Genomic DNA, 19496 nt, shown 5'->3' with positions numbered 1-19496 from the left:
CGAACTTCAACTCAAGGCCGTGTGATGCACGAAGCAACACTGACCATCGGGCAACTCGCCGACCGTAGCGGCGTCGCCCCCTCGACGCTGCGCTACTACGAGCGGCTCGGCCTGATCCACGCCGCCCGTACCGGCGGTAACCAGCGCCGCTACGCCCGCACCGAGCTGCGCCGGGTGGCATTCATCCGGATCTCCCAGCAGGTGGGTGTCTCGCTGGACGAGATCCGGGCGGCGCTGGATTCGCTGCCGTCAGGGCGTACCCCCACGCCCGACGACTGGGCCGCGCTGTCCCGCGCCTGGCGGGACCGGCTGGACGAGCGGATCCGGCTGCTCGGCAAGCTCCGCGACGACCTGGACGGCTGCATCGGCTGCGGCTGCCTGTCGTTGCAGCGCTGCACCCTCTACAACCCCGGTGACTCCCTCGCCGCCGAAGGTGCCGGCCCGCGCCTCATGCTCCCGCGCCTCGGCCAGGGCTGACCCTCACCGGACCAGCAGCACCTTGCCCAGGTGGTCGTTGGTCTCCACCAGGCGGTGCGCGGCGGCGGCGTCGGCCATGTCCACCCGGGCGTGCACCACCGGCCGGATCCGGCCCGCCTCCACCAGGGGCCACACCTGCTCGCGTACGCCCCTGGCGATCGCCGTCTTCTGCTCGACCGGGCGGGACCGCAACGCGGTCGCATGCACCGCCGCCCGTTTCGCCAGCAACATCCCCAGATCGAGTTCGCCCTTGCGCCCGCCCTGCATGCCGATCACCACGAGCCGCCCGCCGGTCGCCAGCGCCGCCACGTTCCGGGGCAGGTAGGACGCGCCCATGATGTCCAGGATCACGTCCGCGCCCCGGCCGCCGGTGACCCGGCGTACCTCGTCGACGAAATCCTGCTCGCGGTAGTCGATCGTGTGCGCGGCGCCCAGCTCGCGCAGCCGCTCGTGCTTGGCCGAGCGGGCGGTCACCACCACGGTCGCGCCGAGCGCCACGCCGAGCTGGATCGCGAACGTACCGATCCCGCTGCCGCCGCCGTGCACCAGCAGCGTGTCTCCCTCGGTCAGCCGGGCCAGGTCCACCACGTTCGACCAGACCGTGCAGGCCACCTCCGGCAGCGCCGCCGCGTCCACCAGGTCGACCCCGGCCGGCACCGGCAGCAACTGCCCGGCCGGCACCGCGACCTGCTCGGCGTAGCCGCCGCCGGCCAGCAACGCGCAGACCTCCTGGCCCACCCACCAGCCGGTCACGCCGGGACCGAGCGCACGCACCGTCCCCGAACACTCCAGACCGGGGTACGCTGACGCGCCCGGCGGCGGCGGGTAGTGCCCCTGCCGCTGCAACAGGTCGGCCCGGTTCACCGCGCTGGCCCGCACCTCCACGACGACCTCACCGGGGCCGGGCTCCGGATCCGGCACGTGGGTCCAGACGAGCGCCTCGGGTCCGCCGGGTTCCGTGATCGTGACTGCGCGCATGGTTCAGTCTTACCCGATCTGCCCGTCGGTCCACGCGCGGGCGAGGATCTCCGCCACCGTCATGTCGGCCTGCCGCTGACGATCATGCGGCCGAACACGTCGCCGCGCAGATGCACCGCCCGGGGCAGCCGCCGCGCCGGCCCGTCGGCCACTGTGGACTTACCGGCCGCCATGATTCGCTGATCAGCACCACTGCCGGGCCCTCCCACACGCACACATTCCGGCAAGGGAGGTGGGACGGCGGCTTGCCCGACACGGGGTTCGTGGCAGACTGGTCCCCGGTCGCGCACCCCTCGGGGGCGTGCCGGGAGGGTTCGCCTAGTGGCCGATGGCGCTGGTCTTGAAAACCGGTAAGGCAGCGATGTCTTCGTGGGTTCGAATCCCACACCCTCCGCATCCCGAGCAGCAGAAACGCCCCCTGGCCAGCGCATATGCCGGCCAGGGGGCGTTCCGTCATTTGCGAATCGGTCTCACTTCGTCCCGCTGGGGCCGTCGGGTCTCACTGGTCGTGTCGTATCCGTGTCGGCGTTACCCAGCTTCCTCGGTGGTGCCCAACGCGCCCTCGATGCGCTTCCGGGCCGCTTCGTCCTGGCCGTCGATGCACGAGGCGTAGACCTTCAACAGCACGTGCACGCTGTGCCCGGCCCACTGCGCTACCTGCGTCGCCGGTACGCCAGCGTTGAGCCAGAGCGACACGGCGGCATGCCGCAGGTCGTACGGCCGGTGCGCCCGCGGTGACCGGTACTGCGCGGGCGTCAACGCTGTCTCTCGGGCCTGCCGCCAGGCGCGCAGGTAGGTGCTCTTCGACACCGGGGCCACCCGTGCGCCAGCGGCGTTGAACATCCGGCCGTTGGCGCTCCGGCAGTGCTCCCGTAGGTGGTGCCGCAGGATGCGGACCAGTTCGGGACAGGCCGGTACGTCGCGGGTCGCCTTCTTCGCCCGGTGCTTGAGTTCCCGGTCTTCGAGCGACGTGCCGCCGTCGCTCCAATCCTCGCCAACCTGCTGCGTCGACCCGCTGAGGTGCAACCACCCCCACCCATCCTCGGGAAGGTCGCATTCGTCGGCGCGTAGATGGATCACCTCCGATGGGCGTAGACGCGGTGATCAGAAGCATGGAAGAGATTGCCCGCGCTCTACTCGCCGAACATTGATGTGGGACGGCCTGTGGATCTCGCAGCGCAGGCCGTTCAACCCTCGATGCAAGTGAGAGTTGAACGGCCTGTCGCCCTTATCTGACCCGAGCTTAGGCGTCTTTTAGGCGCAACTCCCGTACAAGAGCGAGATGTACTTGCAAGGTGGCGTCGGGACGCGATTGCAGGTGGCGATCCTGGTAGCGATACGTGGTTCCGCTTCCTCCTCGCGTTCCTCCTCTCGTGCCACCAACGCCATGTATGCCGACGGCAGATGCTTCGAAGAGTTGCTCAAGAGCGCGCAGGGCATTGTCTCGTCCAATGCCATTGTCGCCACAGGAGGAAAGCCAGTGGCCTGTCGTAAAATTTCGCTTTCCAAGCGCCTTCAAGCTATTCGTAACTGAGTTCCAGTCTGAAACGTGTCTTTCAATCTCGTCGCGAAGTTCGCCGAGCATGTGCTTGCTGTATTCTTTCTCGGCTTCGTAGATGTCGCTTGCTTCAATCTGCGCGTGCCCGTTAGTGGTGGCCGCTTTTAGGGCGTAGGTTGCAAATGATACGACATCCCGGGGTCGTCCGAGAGTGCGCTTGATGATATATGTTTGAGCCTGAGCTCGCTGCCTCATCTCGCCGGTGGTGAATACGGTTTCCCATCCTTTGCCGACTGGGATGCCAATGCTGTTGTTGATTCGCAGATCGACAATATCGGCCAACTGTCCGCGCGTCCAGTCGAGATAGATGATGTCCTGGCTCATTTTGTTTTTGTCGTTGAATGACAGGCGCTCCCACAGGTCCGTTCGCAAGAACGTGATCACCGGTGCCGGTGTTGGTTGCTGCCAAGCGATGGCGATATCACGAGTAGCTCGGATTGCACCACCGATCAGGTTCAAGCTCTCTTGGGTTCCATCCCATGCGTCGTCAAGGCGATCCAGGAGCACCGTCACTGGGATTTTTTCGACCTGTTTGCACAGCAAATCTTCTAGGTCATCGAGACGGTCAATAGTGTCCATGGAAAGCGTGGCCTTATCGCCGATTTCGATGCCACCCCCACCAGTGCCCAGGACCGAGGGAAGGTCTACTCGGCGAAGGCGCTTGAGCCACCGAACTATTTTCCTGAATCTTCCGCCATTGTCGCCTTGTCCCAAGGATGCGAGCAGGTCGTCACCTCGCCCTCGGTCGGACGAGCTCATCGATTCGCGTATCTTTCCGAAGACCGCAGAGTAGATGAGTAGTTTCCAGGAAGCTACGTATGCTCTTTCGGCGCTAAGTCCCGCCTCAACAAGCCCTTGATGCATCCCGAACACGTAGTCATTCAGGTCGAGGTCAACGACATCAGTGTCAAGATTCTGCTTGAGATACAGAAATAGGGCTGTTTTCCCTGAACCCTTGCGGCCGATTACCAGCTTGGCCCCCCGCTTGGCTACGTCGACAGTTCCCGTGACGAGGAAGTAATCCTGAAGCCTGGGGTCACTCTCGGCATCCAGACGGCCGAAATCGATCTTCTGAAGCTGTTCAGGTGTCATTGGTGTATTCTGCCACATGCAGTCAAGTAAGCGATTCATCGACAGACCGGCTCGTCGTGTTAATTCCGTCTCCTGTCAATGTTCAACATGACAGCGGCGGGCGAAGGCCGGTGGGCGATCTCGGGCTAGGATTTGCGAATCAGCGCAATGCATCCTACCCGGGCTCGGTGCACGTGTCGCATTTCTGTCGGCGATTAGACAGCGGACCGTATTTGGGCAGGTCAGCGCCTTGAGCTGCATGGTCTGAAAACCGGTAAGGCAGCGATGTCTTCGTGGGTTCGAATCCCACACCCTCCGCCCGTCGTTGATCTCCCGTGACGCAGCTCAGCTCATGCGCCAGTGCCAGAGTGGTCCGCTGGTGTGGCATGCGTGGGGGGACTGCCCATCGCCGCTCACCCCGGCCAACGGTCAGCCGGTGACTACCAGGTGTTCATCCGCGATCCGTGCGTCAGCCCAACGTAGCGACCAGCGCGACGGCCGTGAGGGCCGCGATGTGGGCGACGGCACGGCAGGGCGGGGAACGGCGGGTCGGCGGAACAGCGGGAGCATCGGGCCGGTTGTAGGCTGCGGGCGGCGACGGCGGGAGGCTCTGGTGGCGGATACGACGACGGTGTCCGGCGTGACGGCCGAGCTGGCCGCGCTCGACGACCCGAAGATCCGCGCGGTCAACGAGCGCCACGGCGACGACCACGGGGTCAACCTGGGCAGGCTGCGGGTGATCGCCAAGCGCCTGAAGACACAGCAGGAGTTGGCCCGCGAGCTGTGGGCCACCGGTGACAGCGCGGCCCGGCTGCTGGCGCTGCTGATCTGCCGGCCGAAGGCGTACGGGCGGGACGAGCTGGACGCCATGCTGCGCGAGGCGCGGACACCGAAGGTGCACGACTGGCTCGTGAACTACGTGGTGAAGAAGAGCCCGCACGCCGAGCCGCTGCGCCTGGCCTGGTCGACCGACCCGGATCCGGTGGTGGCGAGCGCCGGCTGGGCGCTGACCGTCGACCGGGTGGCGCGGAATCCGGACGGGCTGGACCTGGCCGGCCTGCTCGACGTGATCGAGGCGGAGATGGCGACCGCGCCGGACCGCCTCCAGTGGGCGATGAACCACTGCCTGGCGCAGATCGGGATCGAGCACGCCGCGTACCGGGACCGCGCGATCGGGATCGGGGAGCGGCTCGGGGTGCTCAAGGACTATCCGACGCCGCCGGGCTGCACGTCGCCGTACGCGCCGGTCTGGATCAACGAGATCGTGCGCAGGCAGCACGGTGGGGCGGCCGACGGGGTATGAAGGGGCGCAGGACATTCGCGTACCCGGAAGGACCGTTTCGATGACCCTGGAACGACCGATCGCCCCGGACCCGTACGAGTTGCTGCCGACGGTGCCGTCGTTCGACCTGACCAGCGACGACGTGCACAACGGCGAGCCGATGGACGCGCGGTACGCGCACGGCAGCACCGGCGGCGGGAACGTCTCACCGCAGCTGTCCTGGTCGGGTTTCCCGGCCGAGACCAAGAGCTTCGTGGTCACGTGCTTCGACCCGGACGCCCCGACGGGCAGCGGCTTCTGGCACTGGGTGCTGGTGAACCTGCCCGCGTCGGTCACCGAGCTGCCGGGCGGCGTGCGGGAGGCCGACCTGGGCGGCGCGTTCAGCGTCCGCAACGACTACGGCGACACCGGCTACGGCGGTGCGGCGCCGCCGCCCGGGGACCGGCCGCACCGGTACGTGTTCGCGGTGCACGCGGTGGACGTGGCCCGCCTCGACATCCCCGCCGGGGCCAGCCCGGCCTTCGTCGGCTTCAACCTGGCGTTCCACACCCTGGCCCGCGCGGTCATCCGCCCCACGTACCAGATCAAGGAGTGAATGTAAGGAAGGGCCCCTTGTTAACAGACGTCTGTTAACAAGGGGCCCTTCCTTACATCTCAGCGGGGACGCGGGCGACGGCGAAGACGGACTGGCCGAACGGCGGCCGGACGCGCTGCTCGGCGGCCTTGGTGACGGGCAGGACCAGAGTGTCGTAGACCTTCACCATCGGGCCCTCCTTCGGCATCAGCCGGAAGACCTTGGTGGCCATGAAGTAGCCGATCAGGCCGAGCGCGTTGGCGTAGTGGATCCGCTCGACGGTGAGGCCCGCCTCGGTCATCGCCGAGCCGAGCGTCTTCTTCGTGTAGCGGCGGACGTGGCCGGTGGCGATGTCGGCGGGGCTCATGGCGAACTGGAACGCCGGCACGATGATGACCACGGCGCCGCCGGGGCGGACGAGATCCCGCATGCTGCGCAGCGCGCCCACGTGATCGTCGATGTGCTCCAGCACGTTGTAGGAGACGGCGGCGCTGTAGTCGCCGCGCTCGTGGTGCGGGAGCAGCATCTGCCGGACCTCGACGCCCGGGTGGTCGGACAGCCGCTCCTTGAGCTGGATCAGCCGGTCCGGGTCGGCCTCGGTGGCGGTGATCCGGGGCGCGTGGGCGGCCCAGGCGGAGGCGTAGTCGCCCAGGCCACTGCCGATCTCGATCGGGTTGTCACCGAGGTAGGGCACCGCCAGCTCGACGAACCACTGCCGGTGGTTGACAGCCGTCGCGAGGCCTTCGAGCACCTCGGACTGGACGCGCTGATCCCCAGTGATTTCTGCCATGCGTCGATTCCTCACGATATGACTGACCCGCGCCTGGACCGTCAGAGTCAACCATCTGGATGGCTGAGGGGGAAATCGGGGGACGGAGGGGCCGAATTGTGATGCGGAGGGGTGCCTGTTCAGTGCTCGGCGAACTCGGCACATAGTACGTGATTCTACGGAACATTGCACCTGCCGGTCATGCCCTGACTACGCTCTGAAATGTCATGACTACTCCGGAAAGCGAGGCGAGCACCACGAAATCGGGGCGGGGTAGGCGGGTCGACGCGCTCGCCGTGCTCAGCTTCGTGTTGCTCGCGCTCTGGGTGACCGCCCGGCTCTGGGCCGATCCGCGCAATGGTGTCCGCGACAATCGGACAGATCAGGCGCAATTCGAATGGATGATGGCCCACGGTGCGCGCGTCGTCACGGATCTCGCCTACCCGTTCACCTCGGACCGGATGAATGTGCCGGATGTCGTCAATCTCATGGCCAATACGTCCGTATTATCCGTTTCATTGCCGCTGACCCCGGTGACGCTCTGGGCGGGCCCACGCTGGTCCTTTCTGATTTTCCTCACTCTCGGACTCGCTGCCACCGGCGTGTCCTGGTATTTCCTGCTCTCCCGAGTCGTCATCAGATCCCGCGGTCCGGCCTGGCTCGGCGCCGCGTTCTGCGCGTTCGCGCCCGCGATGATCTCGCACGCCAACTCGCACCCCAACATCGTCAGCCAGTACGTCGTGCCGCTGATCATCTGGCGGACGCTACGGCTGGCCGAACCCGGCCGGTGGCTGCGCAACGGCGTCCTGCTCGCCCTGGTGATCGTCTGGCAGGCGTTCCTCAACCTGGAGATCCTGCTGATGACCGCCATGGGGCTCGGCGTGGTGGTGCTCGCGCTGGCGCTCGGGCGGCCCGCGCTGCGGTCGGCGGCCCGCCCGTTCGCCGCCGGACTCGCAGTCGCCGCGCTGGTCGCCGGGGCGCTGCTCGCGTACCCGCTCTGGGTGCAGTTCTTCGGCCCCGGCGCCTACAGCGGGCTCTCCACGCTGATCCGGGGCTACTCCACCGACCTCGCCGCGTACGTGGCCTGGTCCCGGGAGTCGGTAGCGGGTGATGCCCGGGGCAGCGAACCGCTCGTCAAGAACGCCACCGAGGAGAACGCGTTCTTCGGCTGGCCGCTGGTGATCCTGGTGGTCGCGCTCGTCTGGTGGCTGCGCCGCAACGCGGTGGTGCTCGGGCTGGCGGCGGTCGGGCTCGTGTTCGCGCTCTTCTCGCTCGGCCGCCAGATCCGCTTTGACGGAGAGGAAACCGGCATCCCCGGCCCCTGGGCCGCGCTGGAGGACCTGCCGATCCTGCACTCGGTGGTACCCACCCGCTGGTCGCTCGCGCTCACCCCGATCATCGGTGTGCTGCTCGCGCTCGGCGCCGACCGGGCCCGGCGGCTCGCCGTACGGCACCCGGACGCGCGCGACGGGATCCGGTTCGCCATGGTCACCGTGCTCGCCATGGCGCTGGTGCCGATCCTGCCCACCCCGCTGCCCGCGAAGCGCCTCGACCCGACTCCGGCGTTCGTCACCTCCGGCGTCTGGCGTCCCTACGTCGCCGACGGGCGGAGCATCGTCACGCTGCCGCTGCCCGACACCACGTACGCGGTCCCGCTGCGCTGGTCCGCCGAGACCCGGCTGGACATGCCGCTGGCCCGCGGCTACTTCCTCTATCCGGACACCCGCCCCGGCGGGGGCCGGATCGCCCTCTTCACCGCGCCGCCGCGCCCCACCAGCACGTTCTTCGAGACGGTACGGCGCACCGATGCGGTCCCGCCGATCACCCCGCAGGACCGGGTGGCCGCCGTCGACGACCTGCGCTACTGGCGGGCCGGCGCGGTGATCCTCGACCCCCGGCTGCCGCAGGCCGAGGCGCTGCGCCGGGCGATGACCGAGCTGAGCGGGATCACGCCGACGCGTACCGGCGGGGTCTGGCTGTGGGACGTCCGGCCGCTGGCCGACTGAGCGGTCAGCCCTGGCGGACGCAGCAGCCCTGGCACACCTTGGGCCGGGGCAGCGTGAACGCCAGGCAGCAGGTGCGCCGCTGCACGGTCGGCTCACCGGCCGGACCGGGCACCAGCTCGACCAGATCGCTCAGGTCGAGCGCGTCGAGCAGCGTGCCGACGGCCGCCGTGGCCGAGCCGGGCAGCGCGTCCGACGCGCGCAGGACGCCGTGCGCGATGCCGGAGGCGACCGAGCCGAGCAGCGTACGGGTGCCGATCCGGACCTCGCCCTGGATGGCGCCGATCAGCGGCGCGAAGTGGGCGTCGAGCAGGGACGCGCGCAGCGCGCCGAGCAGTGCCGCCTCGTCCGGGATCACCCGCACGCCCGGAGCGCCGGCCAGCGCCAGCGGGTCGCCGGGCAGCACCGCCACCGGGGTCGAGGCGCGCAGCCCCAGCGTGAGCAGCTGGTGGTGGTCCTCGAAGTGCACGAGCACGTCGGCCGGGTCGAGCAGCGGCACCCGCCGGGCCGACGCCCAGCCGAGCACTGCTGGGAGCGCGGTCCAGTAGCTGTAGGACTTCCACGCCAGCGCGGCGCACGCGTGCGGGGTGCCGCCCCACCGGCGCCCGGCGGCGGTCAGGAACTCGGACAGCAGCGTGCCGTCGATCAGCCGGGTGGCCGGGGACCAGTGGTCCAGCTCGTCGTGGACCAGCAGGCCGGGTGCGAGCCCGGGCAGGTCGTCGGTGCCGAACATGGCGCGCAGGGTCGCGGTCACCGGCGCGAGCGGGGTGGCGGCGTCGCGCCCCCGCATCACCGTAGTCACCTGGCCGTCCCCTGTCCTGTCGCCGTGCGGTCGGCGCATGCCGTCGACCCAAGCTAAGGCTAGCCTAACCACCTGCTCGGCGGGAGGGAAGTGGTGTGACAGGGACGGAAAACGCCGCCGACGAGCCGGCGGCGGACGGCGCGAGGATCGACGTAAGCCGCTGAAAAGTCAAGGTGAGTGTCGAATACGAGGCAGTTTCCGTACACGTTCGGCCACCCAACGTGAAAATGGTCTTCCCGCGTACGAGGAAGCTGATGACGACCTCACCGATCGAGCGTGCCGCGGACTCGTTCGCGGCCGAACTCGCCCGGCACCGGACCGGCCGAGGGCTGTCCAAGAAGCAGCTGGCGACACTGATGGGCTTCGACCCGTCCTACGTCAGCCACGTCGAAGGGCGCCGGCACCGGCCCACCGAGGACTTCGCCCGCCGGGCCGAGGCCGTCCTGGAGGCCAGCGGCGCGATCTGGCAGCGCTTCCGGGAGTACGACGAGCTGCGGCACGGCCGTACCGGCACGGCGCACCGCGACCCACCCGTGCCCGGCCAGTGGCTGCCCCCCGGCACCGGACTGGTGGTGGAACGGGAGATGGCCACGCTCACCCACACCGGTGACGGCTACCACTGCGCGATCCGGCGGGAGCTGTACAACGCGGGCACCGAACCGGTCACCCGCTACCTGGTCCGGGTCGCCGTCGACCGCTACCCCAGCGACCCGGGCCGCTCCAACCGGCACCACCGGGAACACCCGCTCACCTTCGCCGAGCTGCAACTCACCGCGTACCGGGACGACGGCAACGGGCACGAGCCGATGCACTGGCGGGCCAAGCACGACCGGGACGCGTTCAAGGAGATCTGGCTGCTGTTCGAGAACGACGAGGGACGCTTCCCGCTCTACCCCGGCGACCGGGTCACCATCGAGTACGCGTACCGCGTCGGCCGGGACAAGTGGGGCCCCTGGTTCCAGCGGGCCGTACGCCTGCCCACCCGGCACCTCGCGGTGCGGCTCGACCTGCCCGCTGACCTCGACCCGAAGGTGTGGGGCGCGGAGACCTCGCTGTCGGCGGAGGAGGGGCCCCTGCGTACCCCGATCCAGCGTTCGGTGGACGGCGGCCGGGTCGTCTTCGACTGGGGGACCGACGACCCGCCGCTGAACGCCCGTTACCGGATGCAGTGGCGGTTCCGCAGCCCCGAGCCGGACACCGAACCGGACAGCGCGCCGAGCGGCGGCGCCCGGCTGCGGGCCAGCGACCGGATGCGGGCCGTGGGCATCGTGCAGCGCGGCGAGGACCTGCTGCGGCAGCGGGCCCGCCAGTTCGACCTGCCGGCAGACGAACAGCACGCCCGGCAGGTGATCGACCGGCTCGCCGCGATGCTGGTCCGGCTGGACGAGCTGCACCCTTTCAGCAAGGGTGTCGGCCTCGCCGCGCCCCAGCTCGGCATCGGCTGGTCGGCGGCGCTCGTGCGTCCGGCCGACCGGGCGGCGGACCCGGTGGTGCTGCTCAACCCTCGGGTGGTGGACGCCGCGACCGAGACCGACGAGCAGTACGAGGGCTGCCTCTCCTTCTTCGACCACCGCGGCCTGGTGCCCCGGCCGCTGCGGATCGACGTGGAACACGCGCTGTGGGACGGCAGCCGGGTGATCACGTCCTACGAGTACGCGATGGCGCGGCTGGTCGCGCACGAGATCGACCACCTGGCGGGACGGCTCTACCTCGACCGGATGGCACCCGGCGTGCCACTGGTCCCGGTGGAGGAGTACCGCGAGACCGGCACTCCCTGGCGCTACTGAGAGACGGGGGGCCGGGTCGCGTGCCCCAGGGGGCGGGGGCACGCGACCCGGCTCGGGGGGAGCAAGGTTCAGAGGTTGCCGAACGTGTCGTACCGGATGTGATCGGGTGGGACGTCGTCGGCGGCGAGCGCCCGCAGCGTGGCCCGGACCATCGCGGCCGAGCCGGAGACGTAGCAGTCGTGCGTGGTCCACGGGCCGTACCGGGTGACCACCTCGGAGACGTCACCGAGTTCGCCGCCGAAGTCCGGGTCCGCACTGCACGCCGGGGTCACCGACAACCACGGGTGCGACGCGACGAGTTCCTCCAGGCCGGGCAGCCCGTACAGCTCGTCCGGGCGGCGGGCGCCGTAGAAGACGTGCACCCAGCGGGTCCGGTTGACCCGGGTCAGCTCCTCCACCAGCGCCTTGATCGGCGCCAGGCCGACGCCGCCGGCCACGCACAGCACGTCCCGGGTGGACTCCGGGTCCAAGGTCATCGACCCCATCGGTGCGGCCACCCGCAGCAGGTCACCCGGCTTGGTGCGGCGCACCAGCGCGCCGGACACCCAGCCCGCCGCACCGGGCGGCGTCCGGACGTGGAACTCCAGCACGTTCTCCTCGTTCGGCGCGTTCGCCACCGAGTACGTCCGCCACACCCGCGGGTGGTAGCGGGGCACCTCGACGCTCACGTACTGACCGGCCCGCCACGGCAGCGGATCCTGGAGCGCGCGTACGGTCAGCACCGCCGTGTCCGGGCCGTGCCGCTCGTGCGTCAGCACCTCGGCGTGCCAGTACGGCGGGTTCTCGTCCGCGTCCGCGCCGGCCAGCATCCGCTCGCTGATGCCGGCGTACGCCTCCCGCCACGCCTGGTCGTACTCCAGGTTCCAGCCGTCCCCGGCGGTGCTGCGCAGCGCGTCGAGCAGCGCGACACCCATCGTCGCGTAGTGCTCGTCCGCCACGTGGTACTTGCGGTGGTCCCGGCCCAGCGCGCGCAGGTACTCGTCGAAGCTCTCCGGGTCGCCGACCGCCTGGGTGGCCGTGACGATGGCCTCCAGGATGCGGTCACCCTGCCCGTTCATCTGCACCGGGAAGAGCTTGCGCAACTCCGGGTCGAGGAGGAACAACCGGGCGTAGAAGTGACCGCTGAGCCGCTCCCGGTGCTCCTCGACCAGGGTCCAGCTCTCCTTCAGCAGCCGCGCGAAGTTCTCCACAGGGGGCACGCTCCTTCTCCGGACGGGCGGATCGGCCCCGATAGAATGTCCACGGAGCGTGTACGTCGGTCGCACAGAATGTGCGATCGTCCGGCCCGGTCGCCGAAGTGCTTTCATGGTCCGGTGACGGTTGACGAGCTGGCCCGCCCGGTCTCCCGCCGGATGCTGGGCACCGAGACGCTGCTCGTGCTCGGTCTGTCCCTCGGCCAGTCGGCCGTGTACGCGCTCGTGTCGCTGACAGCCAAACTGACCGCTACCGGTGGCCTGTCCAAGCAGACCGCCGCCCTGAACACCTCCGCGTCGGCCCGGCCGTACCTCGACCTCACGTACCAGCTGCTCGGGATCGTCTTCGCGCTGCTCCCGGTGCTGCTCGCCGTACACCTGCTGGCGCGTGACCCCGGCGACCCGGCGCGGACGCTCGGCGTCGACTTCCGCCGGCCCGCCTCCGACCTGGCCCGCGGTGCGGGCCTGACCGCGCTCATCGGCCTGCCCGGGCTGGCGCTGTTCTGGGCGGCGGCACAGCTCGGCATCAACGCCACGCTGGTCCCGGCCGCGCTGCCGGACCTGTGGTGGACGGTGCCGGTGCTGATCCTCGCCGCCGTGCAGAACGCTGTCCTGGAGGAGGTGATCGTGGTCGGCTACCTGATCACCCGGCTGCGGCAGCTCAACTGGCGGATCGGCGCGGTGCTCGCCACGAGCGCGCTGCTGCGCGGCTCGTACCACCTCTACCAGGGCTTCGGCGCGTTCGTCGGCAACGCCGTGATGGGCGTGATCTTCGGGCTGTTCTACCTGCGCACCCGCCGGGTGGCCCCGCTGATCGTCGCCCACACACTGCTCGACATCGTCGCGTTCGTCGGCTACGCGATGCTGCCGAAGTCCTGGTTCGACTGGCTCTGACCGCGGCTGCCGGCTTTGCCGGCCTGGTGGGTCCGTGGGCCCGGCACGGTCGTCGGCTTGCCCCGGTTCGGCGAGGTGGCGGCATCGCGGCCCGAGGGATCCCGCCACCTCGCCGAACACGTGTCGATCAGGTGCGGCCGGGCCGGTACCGGGCGACCGCCCGCGCGGCCAGCCGCTCGGCCGTCGCCGTACCGCCGGTCGCGGCCGCCACCACCGCCGCCCCCGGCAGCAACCGGGCGGCCAACCGCAGCCCGAGCCAGCCGCCCGCCTGCGCGGCCACCGGCGTGGCCAGCCGCCAGGCAGCCTCCGCCGCCCGCCCCCACGGCCCGTCCGCCGGAGCGTCAGCCGCCCGAGCCGCCGCGAGCGCCGCCCGCGCGGTGCCGTCGTCCGGGTGCACCAGGGTGAGCACCAGCAGCTCGGCCGCCCGATCCGGATGCGCCGGATCCCGCCCGTACACCGCCGCCAGATGCAGCACCAGGTTCGCCTGCGTCCACAGCACCGCGGCCAGCTCCGCGACCGGCGCGAACAGCCCGGCGCCCGCCGCGAGCGCCCCACCCGTACCGGCCATCCGGACGAACCGCCGGGTCGCCAGCCGGGCCACCCCGTCGGCGTCCGCCTCCGGGTAGGCCCGCCGCACCTGCTCCACCCAGGCCGCGGCCCGCGGCCCGAGCGCGTCGACCGCCGCCAGGGCCAGCAGCTCCGGCGCGAACCCGGGGTGGTCGCGCAGCTGCGGCCCCACCGCCCGCCAGCCCTCGGCGGGGGTACGCGCGAAGCCGGGTCGTGCGGGCGCCCGCTCGACGACGGCTGGCTCTTCCCGAGGTGCCGGGCCGGCGGCGGTGGGCTCGGACCCGGAAGCGGCACGCTTCGACGCGGCCGGCCCGATCGCCGGCACGGTCGTGGTCTCGGAGGACGGCGGGGCGGCCGGTTCCGCGCGCTTCGCCGGACTCGCCCCGCCCGCCGAAGGCGCGGCCTTCACGGCCCGGCGGGTCCGACCGGTTCGAGGTGCGGTGGCCCGTTCCTCCGCCGCGACGGGCTCGGAATCGGCTGGCGCCTCCGGCTTCGGGGCCGATGCCTTCCGAGCAGTCCTCTTGACCGCCGGAGCGGCGTTCTTCACGGCCGGGGCGGCGTTCTTCGCCGCGGGCGCGCGGCGGGTCCGCTTCGAGGTCTCCTCGCCGGCCGGTGGTGCCTGTGGCTCGGCCGAGCGCTCGGTGACCGGCGGCTCCCCGGCTTCCGGTGCGGCTCCGGGTGCCGGCAGCGGCTCAGCCGTCCCCGGGCCGACCGACCGCGTGCCGGGCCTGGCACGTGCAGCGGCGCTCCGCTCTGGGGCCGACGTACCCGGACCGGTCGTGGCGGAACTCGGGGTGGCTTGCTCTGCGGACGGCGTACCGGAATCGGCTGCCGAGGAATCCGCGGCCGGACGCGGGCGCGGCGCCGGCGGTGCGTCGGCGTCCGGCGTCGGCGGCTGGAAGACGACCGTCGGCGCCGACCGGCGCGGACGCCGAGGCCGCGGTGTGTCGCTCGTCGCTTTCTCCGAGACGGGCTCAGGTGCCGGTGGGCTGAAGGTGGGACGGGGGGAGCGGCTCCGCCGGGCCTTGGGTGCGGGCTCGCGACGGGGCGGATCGCTCGGCGGCTGCTCCTGCATATCGATGGAGCGTAGCCGTGGGCGTGATCCGGCACACGACGAAAACGCGGTCGGGGCGGTGGGTCCCGGTATCCGCTTTGCCCCGGGCGGGTGCGGGCCTGTATCCTCGGGCGCGGTGACCTCGAGGTCACCAGGGAGACTTCGCCTAGTCTGGTCTATGGCGCCGCACTGCTAATGCGGTTGGGGTCTTAAAGCCCCTCCCGGGTTCGAATCCCGGAGTCTCCGCGCGAAAGCCGGTTGTGTAGACTGGCCGAGCACCAAGCGCCCGTAGCTCAACGGATAGAGCATCTGACTACGGATCAGAAGGTTAGGGGTTCGAGTCCCTTCGGGCGCACTTCACGATCAAGGCCGTTACCAGCGGAAACGCTGGTTGCGGCCTTGATCGCTTCTCAGCATGTGTCGTGATCGTCCGCGATGTGGACGTCTGGTGCTCCGCTGGTGCTCCTCTGTTTCGGCGGGGATGTTTCCCGTTCTATGCCACAACTGTCAGTAACGGCCTGCTGGTGTGCGGCGGGTCCGGGCGAGCTGTTCGGTTGGGGGCCGTGGGCGGGCGTGCGGTGCGGGGTCGACCCTTCCGAGTTGTCCGCGTGGCGAGCGTGGGTTGGAAAGGGGGACCTACGGCTGGGCACGTTTCGTTATGTGGCGCGGCCCGCTGGCTGACCCGATCGTGTTCGAGGTCAGTCTCTGCGTAGGGCCTGTGCGATCTGCCGTGCCGCCTTGGGAGCACCGACCGTCACGACCACAGCAGCCGCGGTGATGGCGACACCGCCGATCACCATCATCTTGTTGGATAGCTTGTCGGAGAGCGAGCTGAGAAGGTTCCTGCTCTCGGTGTCCTTCGCACCTTCCATCTGCAGAAGCCGCATCAGCAGGTCGAGCACGTACCGCTGCTGCTCCCATTCCAGGTCTTGCGCGAGCACGACCCGGAAGATGTCCCGGGTGTCCTGGCAGGCGCGGTGGAACCACTCCTGACTTTGGCTGTTGGCGCCGAGCGTGGCGTGGTGGTGCCGTTCTAGGACGTCGAGGGCGTCAGTGGCAAGTTCCCGGAAATTGTCCATCTTTCCGATGCGTCGGCGCACCACGTCGATGTCCGTGTGAGGCATCGTGGACGCGATGTGCAGCAGTTCGTTCCCCTCGTACGTGTCCGCGCCGGGACCGGGGATGGCCACCTCGACTTCCTCTTCGCCCTCGTCGCCCACGCAGCTCCCCCGATCTGACAGACAGCACCGATTCCACAGCAATGCGCGGGCTAGGTGATCCGGCTCCTCGCAGGACAGAGTGTACGTAGAGCAAGCCCGGACACACGACGTGAGACGCGCCCGTAGGGGTGTTGTGTCGGCTGTACGGCTCGTTGACCTGTGGGCTGGTTGAGCGGCTGGGCTTGGGTGGCCGGTCAGCTCAGGAGCACGGCATCGTGGAGGATGAGGGCCGACCACGTCGTCGTGCCGGTCGTGCCGTGTTCGGGTCGATGAGGGGTGATGTCCCGCCACCGGGTTTGGTGGAGACCACATCGAAACCTGGGAGGAACACCAGCGGTCCTTATCTGCGCTGTGCCGCGGTGCTATCCAGCACCGGCGTACCCCTGGCACCGGGGACAGATCGCGACGGTCCACACCTGGCTGGGCGCACCATCTGACAACAGCTCCGAGCAGGTAGGCAAGACGGAGAACCCTTCGTAGCTTGTTCCACCTGCGGCGACCGCTGGTCATGCGGACGCCTCCCACCGAAGCGGGCACAGCAGGAGCCGCAACGCTGCGGCAGCCTGCTGGGGGACGACGCCGTTGCCGAGGACCCGCAGCGCGAGCGTGCGCGGCAGCCCCAGGTCAGCGCCGGTGACATGGCCTGGGGCGAGACCCATGAGCCACTCCACGAACGGCGGCGCGAGGACGGGCTTGCCGTGCCGGCCGGTCTGCGTGGGTTCCGGTGCGGGCCGGCCGAGCAGCAGCTCCCAGCGGGCCACCGCGTCGGCGTAGCCGCCCCACCGCTGTTCGTCGGGCTGCCCGAGTCCGGCGATGGTGGTGCGCAGGTCCGCGCCGCCGTCGCCGTGCCGCCCGGGACCGCGCCCGTCGGACGCGCGCGGGGTGGGCAGGATCCGGGCCGGGACCCGCACCGCCGCGGAAGGGAGAGTCAGGTCGCCGTGCGAGCCGCGCTGCCCAGGGCAACCTTTCTCGCCGTCGGTGGCCCGTGGGGTGGGCAGCAGCACCTGCGACAGCGGAGGCCGGAACCCGGCCCCCGCACGTCGTCCGGGCGTGCCGGTGTCGCTCGCCCTGGGGGTGGGCAGCAGCCGCGCGCTGTTGGCCCGCGTATGCCCGTGCTCAACGGTGCGCCCCACGGTGGAGGTGGATAGGAGGCCGTGGGTCGAGCCCGACGGTTCGATGAGGTCGGGCAGCCCGTGCTGGTGGCCGGGTCCTTTGCCGTCACGGGCGCAGGGGGTCGGCAGCGTCCGCACCCCCTCCCAGTCGTTCGGCGGGTGCGGCCAGCAGGAACAGCCGGTCGCGGCGGTGGGCGGCGCCGATGTCGGACGCGCGTAGGCACGTCCAGCTCGTGTCGTACCCGATCGCGGCCAGGTCGGCTTCGACGACGTCGAATTCCCGGCGTAGGAGGGCGGCGACGTTCTCCACGAACACGAGCGGCGGTCGAAGGACGCGAACGGCGTCGGCGACAGCACTCCACAGGCTGGAGTGCTCTCCGGTGATGCCGGCGCGCTTGCCGGCATTCGAGATGTCCTGATTACCCCGAACTCGGGGTAATCAGGATTATCCCGAGTGATCGGTTATCCCGATCTTTGGTCTCCGGGTGCGTACTGCCTCGGGTCGGGGTCGGTGTAGGTCGGGATAACGGAGCCGGTGTCGGTTCGCGGGTTCCGACGCAGAGCCTTCCCGTAGATCAGGAAGCCGGACGCGCTCCAGGTAGACGGAAGCCCGGGGCGGCGGCCTCCGTGGAGCTGGGCTATCGGCAGAGGGTCTGTGCCGGATCGCGGCTACCTGGTGCGGATGCCTGCTGCGTACGTGGTCTCGACGGAGCGTGATCGTTTAGCTGGCCTCGTCGAGTCCAGCTATGTGAGCTCGGCTTGGTGGTCCGCAGCCCATTGAGCGAGGTACGCGATGGGTCCGTTCGCGAACGACTCGCCCAGTGGGGAGAGCTGATAGACCGCGCCCCCGCGCCCTGACGGCGGCTCGGCACCGGGAACTCTCGTGAGAAGGGCCCGTGCTTGCAGGCGACGCAGTGACTGAGTCAGCACCTTGTCGCTGATGCCTCCGATCCGTACGAGCAGGTCGTTGCGTCGCGTCGGTCCCAGTCGCAGGGCGGAAAGCACGACAGGATCCCAAGCGTGGTTGATGAGTTCGGCTGCCGCTCGCACGTGGCAGTCCGAAACGAACGTCTGGCAGTTCTCCTCGATCACGAAGCTAGTGTCGCATCGGTCGCCTACCAGTTGGTAGGAGCCGTCTTCGTAGCGTTGCCGGCACCACCGCTTCGCGATGAAGGAGACCGCTGTGAATGTAGGAATCGTGGGTACCGGCAACCTAGCCGAGACGTTGGGCCGAGCCTGGGCCAGCGCGGGTCACTCGCTGTTGGTAACGGGGCGCAACCCGCAGCGTGCCATCGAGGCCGCTGACCGGATCGGTCGCGCCGCGGGCGCAGCCGACCCCGCCGACTTCACATCTCAAGTCGACGTGGTGGTGGTAGCGGTTGCCTGGGACGGGCTGGAGGCGGCACTGGCCCTCGTCGGCGCCGGCGAGGGGGCGTTGGCGGGCAAGACCGTCATCGACTGTACGAACCCGGTCGACTACGCCACCGGCGAGCTGAAGCCGGCGTCTGGCTCGGCAGCTGAGCTTGTGGCCCGCACGGCTGCCGGTGCGCACGTCGTGAAGGCGCTGCACCTGTTCGCGGGAGGCTCCTGGCCATACGTAGGGCCGCAGGACGAGGCTCCAGTTGTGGCCATCTGCGGCGACGAGCCCAGTGCCCTCGATCACACCACGGCACTGATCGGGGATCTCGGCGGTCGCGCCGGGGTGGTCGGTGGGCTGACCAGCGCCCGGCAGTTGGAGGAGGCAGCCGGATTCGTCATGAGGATCGTCGGGTCCGGTCACAATCCCAGGTTCGCCGTCCCGAACGTGGATCCGGCACTCCTGCGCGCCCCGCAGACGACCAACTGAGCCACCGACGCTTAGCCTCGGTCTTTCACTTGAGCATGGATCCATAGCTTGTTATCGATGAAGTTGATTCGCGCTGGTTTTGCCGCTTTGTTGGCATGCTGAGGGCCCGGCGCTGGGCCGGGTTCCTCCGTGTTGCGGGTTGGAGCGTGAGCCTTGACGTCAGCCGGTGGGCCGGGGTAGTGCGGCGAGCTTGTTGAATGCGCTGGTCAGGGCGTTGGCCCAGGGCCAGTTGGCGGCGATGGCGAGTCGTGTCCTGCGGGCGGTGCGGGTGATCCGGGCGGCGACGTGTAGCAGCCGGTAACGCAGCTT

General features: G+C 69.7%; 19 protein-coding genes and 3 tRNA genes. 10 read left to right on the top strand and 12 right to left on the bottom strand.

Features of this window, described 5'->3' with window-relative positions; all coding sequences use genetic code 11:
- Nucleotides 1–24: 24 nt before the first annotated feature.
- Nucleotides 25–477 carry a redox-sensitive transcriptional activator SoxR gene (gene soxR / locus C569_RS0119250; protein WP_018787402.1) on the top strand — a complete coding sequence of 151 codons (453 nt, stop codon included), beginning with the start codon at nucleotides 25–27 and terminating at the stop codon, nucleotides 475–477.
- Between the two features lie 3 nt (nucleotides 478–480).
- Here soxR and C569_RS0119245 read toward each other — a convergent pair whose 3' ends face one another.
- The gene (locus C569_RS0119245) at nucleotides 481–1455 is read right to left on the bottom strand and encodes an NAD(P)H-quinone oxidoreductase (RefSeq protein WP_018787401.1); all 975 of its coding nucleotides are present in this window, start codon (nucleotides 1453–1455) and stop codon (nucleotides 481–483) included.
- A 307-nt stretch (nucleotides 1456–1762) separates the two neighbouring features.
- Between C569_RS0119245 and C569_RS0119235 the strand changes: the two genes are divergently transcribed.
- Nucleotides 1763–1849 (top strand) — tRNA-Ser (locus tag C569_RS0119235).
- Nucleotides 1850–1983: 134 nt separating this feature from the next.
- Here C569_RS0119235 and C569_RS30600 read toward each other — a convergent pair.
- A complete protein-coding gene (locus C569_RS30600) occupies nucleotides 1984–2535 on the bottom strand; it encodes a tyrosine-type recombinase/integrase (protein ID WP_081635979.1) in 552 nt (183 codons plus the stop codon).
- Between the two features lie 163 nt (nucleotides 2536–2698).
- A complete protein-coding gene (locus tag C569_RS33285) occupies nucleotides 2699–4105 on the bottom strand; it encodes a P-loop ATPase, Sll1717 family (protein ID WP_155945565.1) in 1407 nt (468 codons plus the stop codon).
- Nucleotides 4106–4697: 592 nt separating this feature from the next.
- Here C569_RS33285 and C569_RS0119225 point away from each other — a divergent pair.
- Nucleotides 4698–5387, top strand: coding sequence for a DNA alkylation repair protein (locus tag C569_RS0119225; protein WP_026268362.1), 690 nt, complete (start codon nucleotides 4698–4700; stop codon nucleotides 5385–5387).
- Nucleotides 5388–5427: 40 nt separating this feature from the next.
- Nucleotides 5428–5961, top strand: a complete 534-nt coding sequence (locus tag C569_RS0119220) for a YbhB/YbcL family Raf kinase inhibitor-like protein (RefSeq protein ID WP_018787397.1) — start codon at nucleotides 5428–5430, stop codon at nucleotides 5959–5961.
- 52 nt (nucleotides 5962–6013) lie between these two features.
- Here the strand turns inward: C569_RS0119220 and C569_RS0119215 are convergent, their stop codons facing one another.
- The gene (locus tag C569_RS0119215) at nucleotides 6014–6730 is read right to left on the bottom strand and encodes a bifunctional 2-polyprenyl-6-hydroxyphenol methylase/3-demethylubiquinol 3-O-methyltransferase UbiG (RefSeq protein WP_026268361.1); all 717 of its coding nucleotides are present in this window, start codon (nucleotides 6728–6730) and stop codon (nucleotides 6014–6016) included.
- A gap of 206 nt (nucleotides 6731–6936) precedes the next feature.
- On the opposite strand from C569_RS0119215, the gene C569_RS0119210 reads away from it, so the two are divergent.
- Nucleotides 6937–8715 (top strand): hypothetical protein, encoded by a 1779-nt coding sequence (locus tag C569_RS0119210; protein ID WP_026268360.1) that lies wholly within the window; start codon nucleotides 6937–6939, stop codon nucleotides 8713–8715.
- Nucleotides 8716–8719: 4 nt separating this feature from the next.
- Here the strand turns inward: C569_RS0119210 and C569_RS0119205 are convergent, their stop codons facing one another.
- On the bottom strand, nucleotides 8720–9502 hold the full coding sequence (locus tag C569_RS0119205; protein WP_018787394.1) for a hypothetical protein: 783 nt from the start codon (nucleotides 9500–9502) through the stop codon (nucleotides 8720–8722).
- A 266-nt stretch (nucleotides 9503–9768) separates the two neighbouring features.
- Between C569_RS0119205 and C569_RS0119200 the strand changes: the two genes are divergently transcribed.
- Complete coding sequence (locus C569_RS0119200) at nucleotides 9769–11301, top strand: peptide deformylase (protein ID WP_018787393.1); 1533 nt, start codon at nucleotides 9769–9771, stop codon at nucleotides 11299–11301.
- Nucleotides 11302–11369: 68 nt separating this feature from the next.
- Here C569_RS0119200 and C569_RS0119195 read toward each other — a convergent pair whose 3' ends face one another.
- Complete coding sequence (locus C569_RS0119195; protein WP_018787392.1) at nucleotides 11370–12491, bottom strand: globin domain-containing protein; 1122 nt, start codon at nucleotides 12489–12491, stop codon at nucleotides 11370–11372.
- Between the two features lie 123 nt (nucleotides 12492–12614).
- On the opposite strand from C569_RS0119195, the gene C569_RS0119190 reads away from it, so the two are divergent.
- Complete coding sequence (locus C569_RS0119190; RefSeq protein ID WP_018787391.1) at nucleotides 12615–13388, top strand: CPBP family intramembrane glutamic endopeptidase; 774 nt, start codon at nucleotides 12615–12617, stop codon at nucleotides 13386–13388.
- A gap of 127 nt (nucleotides 13389–13515) precedes the next feature.
- On the opposite strand, the gene C569_RS0119185 is transcribed toward C569_RS0119190, so the two are convergent.
- The gene (locus C569_RS0119185; RefSeq protein WP_018787390.1) at nucleotides 13516–14364 is read right to left on the bottom strand and encodes a hypothetical protein; all 849 of its coding nucleotides are present in this window, start codon (nucleotides 14362–14364) and stop codon (nucleotides 13516–13518) included.
- An 800-nt stretch (nucleotides 14365–15164) separates the two neighbouring features.
- Between C569_RS0119185 and C569_RS0119180 the strand changes: the two genes are divergently transcribed.
- Nucleotides 15165–15255 (top strand) — tRNA-Ser (locus tag C569_RS0119180).
- A 36-nt stretch (nucleotides 15256–15291) separates the two neighbouring features.
- Nucleotides 15292–15364 (top strand) — tRNA-Arg (locus C569_RS0119175).
- Between the two features lie 343 nt (nucleotides 15365–15707).
- On the opposite strand, the gene C569_RS0119170 is transcribed toward C569_RS0119175, so the two are convergent.
- From C569_RS0119170 to C569_RS32460, 4 genes are all read right to left on the bottom strand, one after another.
- On the bottom strand, nucleotides 15708–16229 hold the full coding sequence (locus tag C569_RS0119170; RefSeq protein WP_018787389.1) for a hypothetical protein: 522 nt from the start codon (nucleotides 16227–16229) through the stop codon (nucleotides 15708–15710).
- 506 nt (nucleotides 16230–16735) lie between these two features.
- Nucleotides 16736–17362 carry a hypothetical protein gene (locus C569_RS0119165; RefSeq protein WP_231394836.1) on the bottom strand — a complete coding sequence of 209 codons (627 nt, stop codon included), beginning with the start codon at nucleotides 17360–17362 and terminating at the stop codon, nucleotides 16736–16738.
- 85 nt (nucleotides 17363–17447) lie between these two features.
- Nucleotides 17448–17753 carry a DNA cytosine methyltransferase gene (locus C569_RS30595; protein ID WP_255327283.1) on the bottom strand — a complete coding sequence of 102 codons (306 nt, stop codon included), beginning with the start codon at nucleotides 17751–17753 and terminating at the stop codon, nucleotides 17448–17450.
- Nucleotides 17754–18085: 332 nt separating this feature from the next.
- Nucleotides 18086–18433, bottom strand: a complete 348-nt coding sequence (locus tag C569_RS32460; protein WP_081635978.1) for a helix-turn-helix domain-containing protein — start codon at nucleotides 18431–18433, stop codon at nucleotides 18086–18088.
- A 76-nt stretch (nucleotides 18434–18509) separates the two neighbouring features.
- Here C569_RS32460 and C569_RS0119155 point away from each other — a divergent pair, with 76 nt between their 5' ends.
- A complete protein-coding gene (locus tag C569_RS0119155) occupies nucleotides 18510–19187 on the top strand; it encodes an NADPH-dependent F420 reductase (protein ID WP_196806747.1) in 678 nt (225 codons plus the stop codon).
- 159 nt (nucleotides 19188–19346) lie between these two features.
- On the opposite strand, the gene C569_RS33280 is transcribed toward C569_RS0119155, so the two are convergent.
- Nucleotides 19347–19496: transposase (locus C569_RS33280; protein ID WP_018786358.1), on the bottom strand; the 150-nt coding region annotated here is incomplete at its 5' end.

This window comes from Micromonospora sp. CNB394 (assembly GCF_000374985.1).
Classification (GTDB): Bacteria; Actinomycetota; Actinomycetes; order Mycobacteriales; family Micromonosporaceae; genus Micromonospora; species Micromonospora marina.
The sequence above is the reverse complement of the archived record's forward strand: the minus strand, read 5'-3'. Positions and strand labels throughout refer to the sequence as shown.